Below are 15,130 nucleotides of genomic sequence, written 5' to 3' on the forward strand. Positions count from 1 at the left end.
CCTTACAACAATTGTTGTAAAGGGCGTCATACTTTTCTCAGATGCGCGGTACCACCTTTATTATAGGAAGGAACTGCATTCTCTCCTATATCTCTTAAGTCTTTTAACGCAGACCAGGCGTGATGGCTTACCAATTCTACAATGAATCCCTCTACGAAACCACTCGCAAAATCTTCAGCCCTCCGGTTCAAAAGCTACCTTCTATCTAACCTTCCCGGGATGGTCTTTCAGCCGATGAACCTTCCTCTCTGACAGGGTCTTTAGATATACTCCTCTTTCTCATAACCTTTTCCTATTGAACTTACGTCCTATCATAGTAGGCTTTTTGCTGTTTGTCAAGTAGGGAATCCCTTTTTCTTCTCTTCTAATCCGCATATGGGGCGGGTCCACCCTGATTCGGTCACGAACAATTCTGATCTTTCGCGGAGGATCTGCGGGCCTGTTGGTTGCGGAACAACAGGGAACGCATAGCAGTAAATCAGAGCTGGAATCAGGGTAACTCACCTTGCCATTTAATCAATGCATAATTCACACAGGCTCCGTTACCTTTGGCATTCCATAAAAAAATCTGCTCTCCCAGCGGGTAAGCAGATACATCAATTATAATACTTGCGGATATTATAAAAGGGATGTTCAACTTTGCACGGAAGTCTCACCTTTGGCATCTAGCAGGTTTCCTGACTCATGGATCACAGCTTTACTTTTCCTTCTCATACTTGCGTACAATGGACTTTTAAAGTATCGCTCCCCAAATACAGTGACCGGATCGCTTAGGACTCTCACCTAATTCCCTTTTCACCAATGTTGTGCGGTCAACACAGGTGCACTGGATGCTGCATATGGAATTATACAAGAATTATTCTAGCACAATTTTTTTCAGAATGCAATACCAACCCGGAAAAACTCTTTCGGCCTGCCCGGAGACAGGCCGAAAGAGCGCAGTTGACTGGCGGCATAGACGCTTCCCGGTCAGATAAGTATATACTTCAGCACAAAGATTGCCGCCAGAATATACATAAGCAGACTAATCTTCTTTTCTTTTCTCTTGCCGCTAAGCACATTCACCAGCACGTAAAAAATGATTCCCAGAGAGATTCCCTCTGAAATACTGTAAAAAAACGGCATTGCCATAACGCAGACAAAGGCTGGAATCGACTCAGAATAATCCTTAAAAGGTATCTTGGCGATGGAGGTTACCATGATAAATCCCACCGCAATCAGCGCCGGAGCCGTGGCAAAGGAAGGAATCGCCAAAAAAACCGGGGATAAAAAGAGGGAAAGCCCAAATAATACGGCGACCACTACACTGGTCAGCCCTGTCCGCCCACCTTCTGCGATCCCTGTTGCGCTCTCCGCGTATGTAGTTGTTGTAGAGGTTCCGAAGACAGCACCTATGCTGGTTCCCAGCGCATCCGAAATCAACGCGCCTTTGATCCTGGGAAGTCTACCCTCCTCATCCAGCATATCTGCCTGCGCGCCTATCCCCATCAATCCTCCCAGGGTATCGAAGATATCAACAAACAAAAAGGCAAACACAATGACTGCAAAGTCCAGAGAAAGCACCCTGGAGAAATCCATCTGCATAAAGGTCGCCCCCATTCCGGGAACCCCTATGCCTCCGCTGAAATCAGGAAAAAGACTGTAGAATCCGGTTTCCGGATTAGGCCGGTATAGTCCTGCAGCCTGACACACCATCCCTGCTGCCCAGGTGCCCAGAATCCCCCACAAAATACCGCCCTTCACTTTTCTTACCAGGAGCACTGCCATAAGTATGGTGCCCAGGAGTGCCAAGAGGACCGTAATCCCTGCTGTAGAGAAGGTATGTTCCTTTATGGAACCGGTAAAAGAGAAAAACGATACCAAAGTCGAAGGGTCAGCCCCCACAATCTTTGCATTCTGCAGGCCAATAAAAGCAATAAAAAGGCCAATTCCCGCAGAAACGGCATATTTCAGCGACATTGGAATGGAATTAAAGATTGCCTCTCTGACGTTTGTCAAAGACAAGAGCAGAAAGATTACTCCCTCAATAAATACCGCAGCCAGTGCTTCCTGCCAGCTGTACCCCATACCGATCACTACAGTAAACGCAAAATAGGCATTCAGCCCCATTCCCGGCGCCAGAGCAAAGGGATAGTTCGAAAGCACTGCCATAAGCAGAGTGGCCGCCAGTGCCGCCAGTGCTGTGGCAGTAAATACAGCCCCCTGATCCATGCCCGCCTCTTTCAGGATAGAGGGATTTACAGCCAGAATATAAGCCATAGTCATAAAAGTTGTCAGTCCCGCGATCACTTCTGTCTTCACATCCGTGCCATTCTCTCTTAAATGAAATAATTTTTCCAGAACTGACTGTTGCTTGCTGGTCTCTTTCATAATGCAGATTCTCCTTCGTATTTTAAATTCTTCTAACTGCATTCTATCTTATGACAAATGGATTCGGAGTGTCAATATAAATTTAACACTCCGAATCCATCCGGCCTAAGATTCTTTTCCCTGATTCAGCTGTCTTTTTCTTTTCGTAATCAACCCGCCGATTCTCCCTGTCTCTTTGGCGGACAGGCTTCTCCATCCTGTCTCCATTACTTTATCCAGAAGCCCAAGTTCCTCAGCGATTTCGTATTTTAACTGTTCCTCAGGTGTAAGCTCATGTAATTTAATTTCTTCCTTTTTCTTTGATTTTCCCATAAAAAAAGTCACACTCCTTTATATTCTTACTGAAGTATGACCTTTTTTATAGTACTTTATTCAGACGGTTCGTAAATCTGCTCTCTTACTTGGGAATTATAATAGCTGCTACGATATAAGCTACAATCCCGCTTCCTCCAAAGCAGCTGAGTATCACCCATGCCAGACGTACCAGTGTGGGATCAATGTTAAAATATTCTGCGATGCCCCCGCATACCCCGCAAAGCATATAGTTAGCCGATGAACGGTATAATCTTTTTTCACTCATACTAAATTGCCCCTTTCTATTGATTCATTTTCTTAATCAAGTTCAAATTCTATGTCCAGACTCCCGGCATTGCATTTAGCCTCAAGTTTCCTGGATGCATTGGAGTCTCCCCACTGCTTTTTGGTTGAAAGTCCGGAATATTCAAAACCATCCAGACTTACCGATGCCAGGTCTCCTTTCATTTCAATCTGATAGTCATTCTGTTTTCCGGAGAGTGTGGTGCTCACAGAACCCGCATCACATTTTATCTCTACTTCTTTGGCATCCAGCAGCTCTGTGTCTAAGCTTCCGGCATTCACATCCAACTTGACTTTTGCCGCTGCAATGTCTTCATAAAAAGTGAGATCACCGGCATTTACCTCAGCTTCCAGTTCCTTCGTCTTCAGATTATCTACCTGACCGCTGCCTGCATCTATCTTAAGCTCTACCTCATCAAAACTCATCCCTCTGGGAATCTCTATCTCAATGGTATTATCATTGCTGACCCGGCCTCTGCTCTCAATCTTAAGGGTCCCGTTTTCCTGGTTTACCTTATCTTTTCTATTAAAGGTGCTCACACGAATCTCATCACCGTCAGTCTCTGACAGATACAGGTCTCCTTTGTTAAACTCAATCTCCAGTTTTTTAATCTCCCCGGCCGAAAAACTATGAGATGTCTCACTGCCCTCTGTTATGTCTCCGTGCTCCTCAAACCATCTGGCAGCAGTATGGAATTCAAAAGTATCCTCTACTTCCTGCCAGCTAACCCCCATGACAAAACCAGAAATCAGGAAGGCAATCCCCACCACAGCGAGAACCCCGCTGGCTATGAGGCTTATCTTAGTAAACTTTTTCATCTCTTGTCACCTCCTCTGCCCCGGTGAAAAATCCTCTGGCACAATCCAACCACAGCCCGAAGGGCCATAGGCAAAAGTTTTGCCACCACCCAGAGAAAAGCCACCAGAAGCATTATACCTATTGCCACCATAAGGAATCCGGCTCCGGAGGAGGCAAGCCCAACCGCGGGATTAGACGCTATCTTTATAATCCCGGTAACAATTACCGCTCCCCCTCCGGCCAGAAGACCCAGGGAGCCGGCTCCGATTCCCAGAACTACTCCAAGGATTCCAAACACCAGACCGAACACAATTCCAAGAATTCCTCCGGCCAGACCTAACCATACAGGACTTGTAAAAACCAGAATAATGATCACCAGAGCCAGATTCCCTCCGCTCCTTGTCTGTCTTCCCTGATACCCGCGGCTTCTTCGGCTGCTGTCCTCCCTCTCACGGATAACATTCGTCCTGTCGGGTACCTGGGTGCCCCCGGTAAAGCGGTGATCCTGGTATCCTGTTTCTGTATATTCTCCGTACGTCTCTGTCTGGGAATTCCCCTTCAGATCCGCTTTAATAATTGCGGCTACCTTTCCCGGGCTTCCCAGCTCGCTGATTACCTGCGCCTCGTTCTCAGGGCCGGCGTCATCAAAATAAGCGTTGTAGAAATCTATGGCATCCCGGCATTCCTGTTCCGGAATATCCCAGAGCAGCCGCTCAAGCTGCTTCATAAATTCAATTCTGTTCATTATACTCTCCCTCCCTCGAACATCTGCGTAATTTTGCCGGAATAATTTTTCCACTCTTTCCTGTAAAGATCCAGCTGTGCGATTCCTTTTTCTGTTACCTGATAATATCTCCGGTTTCTTCCTCCGTATTCCATATCATAGACTTCCAGACATGCATCCTTTTGAAGTCTGCGCAATACAGGATAGAGCGTTGACTCTGATACTTCCAGAACCTGGCGTACATCCTGGGTGATTTTATATCCGTATGTACCGTCTGTCTCTCTGGATACAACGGCCAGCACAATTGCATCCAGCAAGGCGGCACCTGTATTAAATACCATAAAACCACTCCTTTCCACTCATTATAAAAAATATATTATTATTTTTTTTGTAATATTATTTTATATTTAATACTATACGCTATATAATATGGTTTTGTCAATAGTATTTACAAAGTATTTTTTTTATTTTTTATCTGTGTTAAAATGGTTCAAATAGGATATTTAAAACAAACAGGTAGGAGGCTGATTCATGGACAGATGCAAGCACCGCGGCAAATACAGAATAACCATTCTTTTACTTGCCCTCTGCCTTTTTGTTGGCTGCAGTCATAAAGAGAAGCAAAAAGAGTCTCAGCCAGAAGGTCCGCCCAGGGATAACACCCCTCAGATACTGACCCCTGTCGCCGATGGAACTGTGACCTACGGAGATGATTCTGTTGTAATTGATGCATCCCATACCTCTGACGGATATGTAATGGTGAAGTATACCGGTACCTGTGAATTAGTAAAGGTTCTTCTCACCCTGCCGGATCAGACAGTATATAAGTATACATTGTCACTGAACGGAGATTATGATGTCTTTCCCCTGCCTGGTGGAGAAGGCGTATATCAATTGGACATTATGGAGCATGTGGCAGATGACCAATATGCCACTGCATTCTCTCAGCCTCTGGAGGTTTCGCTAACCGATGAATTCTCCCCTTTTTTATATCCCAATCAGTATGTAAGCTTCACTGCCGATTCCCTGGCGGTGGCCAAAGCTGCCTCCCTGGCGGAGAATTGTTATTCGGATTTGGAAGTGGTAGAAAAGATCTATGATTTTGTAATCGGAGATATCAAGTATGATAAAGAAAAAGCAGATAATGTAAAAAGCGGATATCTTCCAGATGTGGATGAAACACTGGAGACCCAAAAAGGGATCTGCTTTGACTATGCTTCCCTTATGACTACCATGTTCCGCTCCCAGGGGATTCCCACGAAGCTGGAGATCGGTTACACCCAGGAACTGAAACATGCCTGGATCAGTACGTATCTGGACGAAATCGGGTGGGTGGATTCTATTATTTATTTTGACGGTAATTCTTGGGAACTCATGGATCCTACGCTTGCAGCCAGCAACGGCGCAAAAGATTTGAAAAAGTATATTGGGGACGGTAGTAATTATACACTCCAATATTCTTATTAACTGTTAACTGAAGATTTTGAAAGGAGATTATATGGCACAGGATACCCGTATCAAGCCATTGACGAATACAGAGCTGGCTTCCTTCTGCAGTCAGATGGCTATGATTTTAAAAGCCGGTATTTCTTCTGTTGAGGGGATTACCATTATGCTGGAGGATGCCGGCAGCAGTCAGGAGAAGGAGATCCTCCGGATCATCTGTGATACCCTGCAGACCACAGGAAATTTTCGGCAGGCCCTGGAGGAGACGGGAGCATTCCCGTCTCATATGCTTCACATGGCAGAACTGGGAGAACAGTCCGGTCGTCTGGACGAGGTCATGGACTCCCTGAGCCGCTATTATGAGAGGGAGGAATCTGTGGCCCAATCTATAAAAAGTGCTGTTACCTACCCTTTTATTATGATTGGTATGATGTTGATTATTATCATTGTATTAATCGTTAAGGTACTGCCTATCTTTAACCAGGTTTTTCTTCAGCTTGGACAGGAAATGACAGGATTCTCCAGAGGTCTTATGAATCTGGGAAAGGTTCTTGGAAGGTATTCCTATGTATTTATCGGAATTCTTTTTGTCCTCTTCCTGATATATCTTTACTTTGCAAAGGGGAAATCCGGTAAAAAAAGGCTGACTGCCTTTCTCAGCGCATTTCCGCTCACCAGAGAGCTCTGGGAAAAGATGGCCTCCGGACGGTTTGCAGGTGGGATGGCCCTTACACTCAGCAGCGGGCTGGACACACACCAGAGCATGGAGCTGGCTTCTGCCCTTGCAGATAACCCCAAAGTAACGGACAAAATAAAAAACTGTATGGAATTAATGGATACCGGCGTGGATGTTTCCCAGGCTCTGTCAGATTCTCATCTCTTTACCGGACTGTATTCCCGGATGATCTCCGTGGGATTTAAAACAGGTGCCCTGGAAACGGTTATGGAAAAAATAGCCTCCCTGTACGAGGAGGAAGTAGACTCCCATATAAACCGGATGATCTCGGTACTGGAGCCTACTCTTGTAGCTGTCCTTTCTATTATTGTAGGTATGATTCTGCTGTCCGTAATTCTGCCGCTTATGGGTATTATGTCCAGTCTATAATCCTGCGGGAACCGCATTTCATCAACTAGGAGGTAAGGCATATGGCCCGATTTCAGCATAAAAAGCAACCTAATACCAGAAACCTGTGGCTTTCCGTTCTTATTTTTGCGGGAATTCTGCTCTTATTCTATACAGGAGTTACTTCCATCTCAAGGATTTCCCTTAAAGAGCAGGAAAAAAGTCTGAAAACAGCCCTGTCTCAGGCAGTCGTGCGCTGCTATGCAGCAGAAGGCTCATACCCGGAAAGCCTGGAATACTTGAAAGAACATTATGGGATTACCTATGACAGCAGCCGGTTCTATGTGGACTATCAGGTAACCGGAGCCAATATTCTGCCTGATATTACAGTTATTTCCAGACAAGAATGAGGAGGCACAGTATGAACATTAGAACTTCAAGAAACCATGTGGTAGATTTTGTATTTACACTGGCTCTCTTCTGTGTATTTGCAGCCTCCGCCCTGATGGTAGTTATTATGGGGGCAGATGTCTATCAGTCCGCAGTATCAGAATCGAATACGTATCACACCCGAAGTACTGCCCTTACGTATCTGTCGGAAAAAATCAGACAGAATGATGCAGGCGGGAATGTGGACGTAGGCAGTTTTCAGGGCCATCAGGCCCTGGTTATCCGTCAGGAGATTGAAGATACTGCGTATATTACTTACATTTATCTCTACGAGGGAAAACAGCTCAAGGAGTTATACACAAAAGAGGGAGCCATTGTCCCCGACGGCAGCGGCCAGGAGATTCTTACCGTGAATGATTTTACAATAGAAGAGTTGGGACAGAATCTGTACCGCTTTACTGTGGAAGATACGGGCGGCAGCGAAAGCTCCCTTCTCATAGGAACTCATAGTTCCTGAAAATAGCAGAGGAGTAATCAGATGAAAACTCATAATCCGGCAAAACGTTCCAGTTTGTTCCTTATGGAACTCATGATCGCAATTTTATTCTTCTCGCTGGCCAGCGCAGTCTGTGTTCAGCTGTTTGTGAAGTCCCATCTTCTCACCAGCGAGGCAGCAGATCTGAACCAGGCAGTCAGCCAGGCCCAGAGTGCTGCGGAGGTGATCCGCTCCACCGACTGCAGTTCCTCTGCAGTCAGCGAATCTCTGCCCGACGCCGTTATTGACACTGATGGCTTCCGGCTCTACTATGATAGTGAATGGAACTTCTGCAATAAGGAAGATGCCAAATACCTGCTCCGGGCGGATCTGTCTTTTCAGCCGCAAATGCTGTATTCCCATATAGCGGTTACAGATATCCAGGACAGGGATTCTATCTATGAGCTGGATGTCAACCGTTATCTGTCTCTCGCCCGATAGCAAAACAGTCTGCAGAAAGGACATGTCATGGAGAAAAAGAAACAACCTGTTGTCACTATGGGAACCTCTTCCATACTCGTCATCTTTATAATACTATGTCTGGTAACCTTCGCCATGCTGTCACTGGCAAGCTCCAAGGCAAGCCTTACTTATGCCGAAAAAATTGCGGGCAGAACATCCGACTATTACACTGCCTGCAATCAAGGGGAGGAGCTGCTGGCAGAGATACAGACAGCCCTTACAGAGATTCCTGCCGAAGCTCCCGCCCAATACTACCAGGATGCCTATAAGGCACTTCAGCATATAGAGGGAGTCCGGGCAGAGCTTCCGGAGCCTTCCCAGGCCCCCGTCATCTCCTACCAGCTCCCAGTCAATGAGGATTTTATTTTGGATTGCCGTCTGGAAGTTACCTTCCCCCGGCAGCTGCAGGATCCCCTCTGCAGAATTATCAGCTGGAAGGAAGTTTCTGTGAAAGACTGGAAACCTGACGATTCCCTGAATCTTCTGGATCCGGACGGGGTATAATTGAATCAGAAAGGATAACTCTATGGATGTATTGGAATTATTAGGAAACGCTACACAAAAAGGAGCTTCGGATATCTTCATTATCGCCGGCCTGCCCCTCTCTTACAGAATCAACGGAGTCCTGATACACGAGGAGCAGCGGCTGCTCCCACCGGATACCGAGGAAATTATCAGAAGTATCTATAAATTAGCAGATAACCGTGAGATCCGCCCTTTTATGGAAACCGGGGATGATGATTTTTCCTTTTCTATCAAAGGAATGTCACGTTTCCGTGTGAGCACGTATAAACAGAGAGGATCTCTGGCTGCTGTTGTAAGGATTATTACCTTCCAGCTTCCAAACCCCACGGATCTGGGGATCCCTGCTAATATTATACGTCTGGGCCAGCTCTCCAAAGGCCTTGTGCTCATTACAGGCCCTGCCGGAAGCGGCAAGTCAACAACTCTGGCCTGTATTGTTGACGCGATTAACAATTCATTGGCACGTCATATTATGACCCTTGAGGACCCTCTGGAATTTCTCCACAGCCATAAAAAAAGCATTGTAAGCCAAAGAGAGATTAATACAGATACGGAAAGCTATGTCACTGCCCTCCGGGCCACCCTGCGCCAGAGTCCTGATGTGATTCTGCTGGGGGAAATGAGAGATTATGAGACCATCAACGTGGCCATGACTGCTGCGGAAACAGGTCATCTTATCATTTCAACGCTGCATACCATCGGCGCTGCCAATACGATTGACAGAATTATCGATGTGTTTCCCTCCAACCAGCAACGGCAGATTGCCGTACAGCTTTCTATGTGCCTGCAGGCAGTAGTGACCCAGCAGCTGGTGCCTGCCACAGACGGCAGACTGGTACCTGTATTTGAGATAATGAAAGTGACACCTGCCATCCGCAATATGATACGGGATAACAAGGTGCCACAGATTGAAGGACTGATCTATTCCTCCACCACAGAGGATATGATCTCCACAGATGCAAATCTGCTGAGGCTGTACAAAGATGGAGTAATCTCTAAAGACACCGCCCTCAGTCATGCCTCAAATGCGGAGATGCTGAAACGGAAGCTTTAGAATCTGTCCTTTTTCACTTCATTTATCTGAAATTCAAAGCATTCTTTTGCTACAACATTGCTGAGTACCAGAAGACAGATCAGATTGGGGATTGCCATGAGTCCATTCATTGTGTCTGAAAAATCCCAGACAATCTGAAGTGTAGTCGTCGCCCCCACAAAGGCAATGAGAGAGAAAAACAGGCGGTATACCTTATTGGCCTTTGTGGAGCGGACAAGAAATTCCAGTGACTTTTCCCCATAATATTCCCAGCCCAGAATCGTAGAGAACGCAAACAGCATAATACCGATGGAAACCAGCCAGCCTCCGGCACTGCCAAGAGCCGTGCGAAAGGCAGCGATGGTGAGATCCGCACCGGTGAGAAGTTCTCCGGTAGCCTCATTTACCTGTCCCAGTACTCCGGAAGAGGCAATTACCAGACCGGTTACAGAACAGACCACCAGGGTATCAAAAAATGTACCCGTCATATTGATATATCCCTGGCGGGAGGGGTGATCGGTTTTGGCAGCGGCAGCCGCGATTGGCGCAGATCCAAGGCCGGCTTCGTTGGAGAATACCCCTCTGGCAACGCCCCATCTCATAGCCTGAAGCATACTTGCCACGACACTTCCCCCCACACCTCCTGCTACGGCTTTGACAGAAAATGCCATGGAGAAAATCTCTGCTGCTCCGGAGGGCAGATTTTTTATGTTTATGATAATTACAACAATTCCGGACACAAAATATAGAATGGCCATAAAAGGTACAATCTTTTCACAAACCCTTCCTATGCTTTTGATGCCCCCAAGCAGAATGGTAATGGCCAGCACTGTGATTATGGCCCCTGTTATCATCTTAGGAACACCGAAGGTATTTTGCAGGGCTCCCGCAATAGAGTTGGCCTGTGTCATATTGCCAATTCCAAAAGATGCAAGAACTGCAAATACTGCAAAAAGAGTTGCCAGAGGAGTGCCAATCCATTTCCTCTTAAATCCATTTTTCATAGCGTACATAGGTCCGCCTGCCATCTCCCCGGCGTCATTCACCTCTCTGTATTTCACTGCCAGAACACTCTCCGCATATTTCGTCGACAGGCCAAACAAGGCACTGATCCACATCCACACAATAGCACCGGGACCGCCGAGAACCATAGCAGTGGCAACTCCCACAATATTGCCAGTACCAATGGTTGCCGCCAGAGCCGTCATCAGGGACTGAAAGGGAGTAATATCGCCCTCGCTCTCCCCCTTGCTTCTGTCAGCCTTTGAGAAAACGGATCGCAAAGCGAACCCCAGATTCCTCCAGGGCAAAAACTTCAGGCGTATGGTAAGAAACAGTCCGGTCCCCACCAAAAGGACCAGCATAACAGGCCCCCATACAAAATCATTTACCTTAGACAACACATCTGAAAAACTCATCCTATTCCCTCCTTTTTCTATATCTGTGCAATACAGGCAAAAGGGGACGGACACCAAAACAGATGTCGTCCCCCTTGACGCTTTACTTCAGATATAATTTATAATATTTTAACATATTTTTTATTATTTTACCAGTATTCCTTTTCCCAGATAAAAAGAATAGATGATTTTTTCTTTCATTTTCCCGTCAGTAAGCCGTTCCAATGCCTCTGCATACACATCCAGCTGCGCCCCATATTTTTCTTTGAGAAAGTCTTCCTCCCCGTCAGGGACCCAGTCTGTCTTATAATCTACCAGCACAATGCCGTCCCCTTCCCGGAAAAATCCGTCTATGATACCCTGAACTACTACCGTCTCGTCAGCGTCCCAGCGCGCGTTCAGGCTAACCGCAGGTACGCCCATCATAAACTGTTGTTCCCGGAAAAGTTCCCCTGCTCTTGCCGCCGCCTTCATTCGTTTCCCCAGAGAAGAACAGCAAAACTCCCATATCTGCTTTACACTGATGCATCTGGCCATCTCCACCGTCAGTTTCCCCTGACTGGTAAGAGCCACTATCTGGGCTTCCACTGCCTCCGGACTTTCTGTTTTTTCAAAATCCAGACGCTCCAGAAGCCGGTGATAGGCCGTACCTCTCGCCGCACCGGAGAGCTCTCCCTTCTCTTCTTTCATAAAATCAGGAACATAGGGAATGACAGGGGACTCCTCCAGCAGCTCAAAAGAGTCTTCCCTTCCAAGACGCCCGCTCTTCACTTCCGATACAGTCACTTTAACGGGAACGTCCCGCAGATGCTCATAGGGATACGTAAAGGCAAACCTTTCCTCTATGTCTTTGGCTGCCTCTCTGTCATACACAGTCTTTGTATCCCAGTGCAGAAAACGCTCTCTTTGAACCTTGCGCATCCCCTGTTCCACCGCTTCCTCCTCCACAAGCGTAAGGGGAGAGATACGCGTTATCCGAAACAGAGATTCTTCTTCCCTTCCCTTGTGTCTGAACAGTGCGGGAAGGATCCAGTCCCAGTAACATCCTGCTTTTGACAGGACTCCATAGGGCAGAAGCTCCTCCTTCCGGCCCCTGAGCATCTGCCAGGATGCCGTCTTTTTCTCCAGATGGTCTATCGTGCCTGTAAGAATCAATTTTTCTTTGGCCCGTGTCAGCGCTACATACAGCACCCTCAGCTCTTCTCCCAGGTTCTCCAGAACAGTCTGGCGCTGAATGACCTTTTTATTCAGTGTGGGACACTTGGTACGCAGACGGTGGTCCATACAGTCAGCACCGATTCCCAGATCCGGATGCAGAACAAGCTTGCTTCTGGCATCCTGCTGGTTAAACCGTTTTCCCATCCCCCCCACAAAAACAATCGGGAATTCCAGTCCCTTGCTTTTATGAATGCTCATAATGCGTACCGTATCTTCATTCTCCGAGCTGACAGCAGCCTCCCCGAAATCCACTGAGTATTTCTGCAGGTACTCAATGTACCGGATAAAATTAAATAGCCCCCGGTAACTGGTCTTCTCAAAATCCATGGCCTTTTCCATAAGCATCTGCAGATTTGCTCCCCGAATCTCTCCGTCCGGCAGAGCTCTGGCATACTCCATATAGCCAGTCTCCCGCAGAATATCTTTAATCAGCTGATGAATGGGCGTATAAGGCACTTTTTTCCGAAGGCGCTCATAAAGGCTGAAAAAATGATGTATCTTTTCTTCCAGCCCCGTCAATTCTTCTCCCCTTTCTAACTTTCCCACAGTCTCCTCTTCCCAGGCAGCTAGGCTGTCATACAGAGACAATTCCCTGCATGCCCCTTTCACAGCTGCCATTTCCTCTGAGGAGAACCCTGCCAAAGGAGATGTCAGTACCCCTGCCAGCGGGATATCCTGCCTGGGATTGTCGCAGATATGCAGATAGTTTAACACAGTAACAACTTCCAGTGCTGAAAAATAGCCGGTCCTGGAGGTGACATTCACAGGGATCCCTTTTCCGTTCAGAATTCTTCCGAATACATCCGCCCACCCGGATATCGTTCTCAGGAGAATGACACAGTCTCTGTACCTGGCCGGCCGGTAGGTCCCTGTTTTTTTGTCCAGGACCTGTTCCCTGCCCACAATTTCAAGAATCCTGGAGGCCACAGCTCTGGCTTCCAGCTCTCTGTCGCTCTCCTCAGACTCCATCTCTCTCCACTCTTTCTCATCCTTTTCTACCAGCAGAACCTCTGTGGCGAGAAACTCCTCCCCATCCGCTTTTTCCGGAAAGACCGCACCGGGATACAAGGCCGCTTCATCGTCGTATTCCACTCCTCCCAGTTCTTCGCCCATAATCTGGCGGAAGATAAAGTTAACACCTGAAAGCACTTCCTTTCTGCTTCTGAAATTCTTGTGCAGGTCAATCCTCTGGCATTCACTCTCCCCCAGTGTATATCTATGGAACTTTTCCATAAACAATTCAGGCCGCGCCAGGCGGAAGCGGTAGATACTCTGCTTAACATCCCCGACCATAAAAAGATTATATCTTCCCTGGGCCAGCCTGGACACACTGGTCAGAAGCTTTTCCTGAACAAAATTGCTGTCCTGGTATTCGTCTATCAGAATCTCCTCATACCGGTCTGCCAGTTCCCTGGCCGCGGCACTTGGCACATCCCCCTCCGCCCGGTGTTCCACAAGAATCTCAAGGGCAAAATGTTCCAGATCTGAAAAATCCAGAATGTTCTTTTCCCTCTTTTTTGCAGCAAATACGGACTGAAACCTAAGTGTAAGATCTATGAGTACCTGTACCGGCACAGCAGCCTGACGGATATTCTGCATTACCTCTTCCGGTTCAGAAAAGTAGTACTGCTCCCCAAGTTCTTTTACACTCTCCTTTGCCTGATTCCTCAGCTCTTTTACCAGCGCTCTGAAATTGTCGGATACGGTTTTATCCTTTTTGGAGGAAAGGCGCTGAAAGTTCAGGCTGCTGAATCCCTCCCACCGCTTCCGGTAAGTCTGTGCAGCCAGCAAAGCCTCTACCTGTCTGAGATCCGATTCCAGCGCATCCAGATACATATAGGGACCTTCCGCCCCCCCGGCAATCCGGACTGCCTGGCAGAGGATCTCCCTTGCCTCCTCCAGCGTATGTCTGGTATCACAGGCCAGAATCTCCATAAAAGAAGAGCTTTCCAGTTCCTCAATATTCTCCGCCCGGTATGCCTGCCGGCAAGCCTCAAGCCACTCTCCCGGCCATGGATAGCTCATAGAAAACTCATAAAGCTTTCGTATCATTTCCTCAATGCCTTCATCCGTTTTCCCTGTGGAATAAGACTCTATAAACTCTAAAAATTCCTCCTGCTTCCCGGCGTAAGCCTCTTCCAGAACTTCTGCGGCAACATCAGCTTTTAAAAGCTTCATCTCACCTTCTTCTCCCATACGGTATCCAGGATCCAGATCCGTCAGATGAAAATAATTGCGTACTACATAGGAACAGAAACTGTCTATTGTCATTATCTGGGCACTGTGTATCAGGGATGTCTGCCTCTGAAGGTGTTCATTCCCGGGGGACTTCTCCAGGCATCCCTCAATTGCCACTCCGATTCTTTCTCTCATCTCCTGGGCAGCTGCCTTTGTAAATGTTACAATCAGCAGCCGGTCGATATCTATAGGATGCAGAGGATCCGTAATCATAGAAATAATCCGCTCTACCAGTACGGCTGTTTTTCCTGAGCCGGCCGCTGCACTTACCAGAATATTCCGGTTCCGCAGTTCTATTACCTGCCGCTGCTCTTTTGTCCACTGAACTCCCAT

15 protein-coding genes, 1 riboswitch and 1 other annotated feature are annotated in these 15,130 nt (G+C 47.2%); of the genes, 7 read left to right on the forward strand and 8 right to left on the reverse strand.

From position 1 onward, the window contains the following. Positions 1–16: 16 nt before the first annotated feature. Positions 17–292: a binding site (T-box leader), on the reverse strand. Positions 293–650: 358 nt separating this feature from the next. Next, a riboswitch (cobalamin riboswitch) is annotated at positions 651–846 on the reverse strand. A 123-nt stretch (positions 847–969) separates the two neighbouring features. The 6 genes from BUA56_RS04295 to BUA56_RS04320 all read right to left on the reverse strand — a co-directional run bounded on the left by BUA56_RS04295 (position 970) and on the right by BUA56_RS04320 (position 4,831). Beyond that, positions 970–2,370 (reverse strand): NCS2 family permease, encoded by a 1,401-nt coding sequence (locus BUA56_RS04295; RefSeq protein ID WP_072849275.1) that lies wholly within the window; start codon positions 2,368–2,370, stop codon positions 970–972. A gap of 105 nt (positions 2,371–2,475) precedes the next feature. Further along, on the reverse strand, positions 2,476–2,682 hold the full coding sequence (locus BUA56_RS04300) for an alpha/beta-type small acid-soluble spore protein (protein ID WP_072849276.1): 207 nt from the start codon (positions 2,680–2,682) through the stop codon (positions 2,476–2,478). An 85-nt stretch (positions 2,683–2,767) separates the two neighbouring features. Further along, positions 2,768–2,950 carry a PspC domain-containing protein gene (locus BUA56_RS04305; RefSeq protein ID WP_072849278.1) on the reverse strand — a complete coding sequence of 61 codons (183 nt, stop codon included), beginning with the start codon at positions 2,948–2,950 and terminating at the stop codon, positions 2,768–2,770. A gap of 32 nt (positions 2,951–2,982) precedes the next feature. Next, the gene (locus BUA56_RS04310) at positions 2,983–3,786 is read right to left on the reverse strand and encodes a DUF4097 family beta strand repeat-containing protein (RefSeq protein ID WP_072849279.1); all 804 of its coding nucleotides are present in this window, start codon (positions 3,784–3,786) and stop codon (positions 2,983–2,985) included. Next, entirely contained in the window at positions 3,783–4,511 is a 729-nt protein-coding gene (locus BUA56_RS04315) for a DUF1700 domain-containing protein (RefSeq protein ID WP_072849280.1), read from the reverse strand. Before BUA56_RS04315 ends, BUA56_RS04310 begins: the two co-directional genes overlap by 4 nt. Further along, positions 4,511–4,831, reverse strand: coding sequence for a PadR family transcriptional regulator (locus BUA56_RS04320; protein ID WP_072849281.1), 321 nt, complete (start codon positions 4,829–4,831; stop codon positions 4,511–4,513). Before BUA56_RS04320 ends, BUA56_RS04315 begins: the two co-directional genes overlap by 1 nt. A gap of 190 nt (positions 4,832–5,021) precedes the next feature. Here BUA56_RS04320 and BUA56_RS04325 point away from each other — a divergent pair, with 190 nt between their 5' ends. Genes BUA56_RS04325 through BUA56_RS04355 form a run of 7 tightly spaced genes read left to right on the forward strand, consistent with a single transcriptional unit; the run spans position 5,022 to position 9,965 of the window. Continuing rightward, positions 5,022–5,957 (forward strand): transglutaminase-like domain-containing protein, encoded by a 936-nt coding sequence (locus BUA56_RS04325; RefSeq protein WP_084067625.1) that lies wholly within the window; start codon positions 5,022–5,024, stop codon positions 5,955–5,957. A gap of 31 nt (positions 5,958–5,988) precedes the next feature. Beyond that, positions 5,989–7,041: a type II secretion system F family protein gene (locus BUA56_RS04330; RefSeq protein WP_072849283.1), complete on the forward strand. Its 1,053-nt coding sequence runs from the start codon at positions 5,989–5,991 to the stop codon at positions 7,039–7,041. Positions 7,042–7,082: 41 nt separating this feature from the next. Beyond that, complete coding sequence (locus tag BUA56_RS04335; RefSeq protein WP_072849284.1) at positions 7,083–7,409, forward strand: hypothetical protein; 327 nt, start codon at positions 7,083–7,085, stop codon at positions 7,407–7,409. 11 nt (positions 7,410–7,420) lie between these two features. Next, positions 7,421–7,906: a DUF4860 domain-containing protein gene (locus BUA56_RS04340; RefSeq protein WP_072849285.1), complete on the forward strand. Its 486-nt coding sequence runs from the start codon at positions 7,421–7,423 to the stop codon at positions 7,904–7,906. Between the two features lie 21 nt (positions 7,907–7,927). Beyond that, positions 7,928–8,365, forward strand: coding sequence for a type IV pilus modification PilV family protein (locus BUA56_RS04345; RefSeq protein WP_072849287.1), 438 nt, complete (start codon positions 7,928–7,930; stop codon positions 8,363–8,365). Positions 8,366–8,392: 27 nt separating this feature from the next. Beyond that, positions 8,393–8,890, forward strand: coding sequence for a hypothetical protein (locus BUA56_RS04350; RefSeq protein ID WP_072849288.1), 498 nt, complete (start codon positions 8,393–8,395; stop codon positions 8,888–8,890). Between the two features lie 22 nt (positions 8,891–8,912). Continuing rightward, positions 8,913–9,965 carry a type IV pilus twitching motility protein PilT gene (locus BUA56_RS04355; protein WP_072849289.1) on the forward strand — a complete coding sequence of 351 codons (1,053 nt, stop codon included), beginning with the start codon at positions 8,913–8,915 and terminating at the stop codon, positions 9,963–9,965. Here BUA56_RS04355 and BUA56_RS04360 read toward each other — a convergent pair. Together BUA56_RS04360 and addA are read right to left on the reverse strand one after the other, a co-directional pair. Continuing rightward, positions 9,962–11,362, reverse strand: coding sequence for an alanine/glycine:cation symporter family protein (locus BUA56_RS04360; protein WP_072849291.1), 1,401 nt, complete (start codon positions 11,360–11,362; stop codon positions 9,962–9,964). The two genes, BUA56_RS04355 and BUA56_RS04360, sit on opposite strands and share 4 nt — an antisense overlap. Before the next feature lie 123 nt (positions 11,363–11,485). Next, entirely contained in the window at positions 11,486–15,130 is a 3,645-nt protein-coding gene (gene addA / locus BUA56_RS04365) for a helicase-exonuclease AddAB subunit AddA (RefSeq protein WP_072849292.1), read from the reverse strand.

It is taken from the genome of Lactonifactor longoviformis DSM 17459 (genome assembly GCF_900129135.1).
GTDB lineage: Bacteria > Bacillota > Clostridia > Lachnospirales > Lachnospiraceae > Lactonifactor > Lactonifactor longoviformis.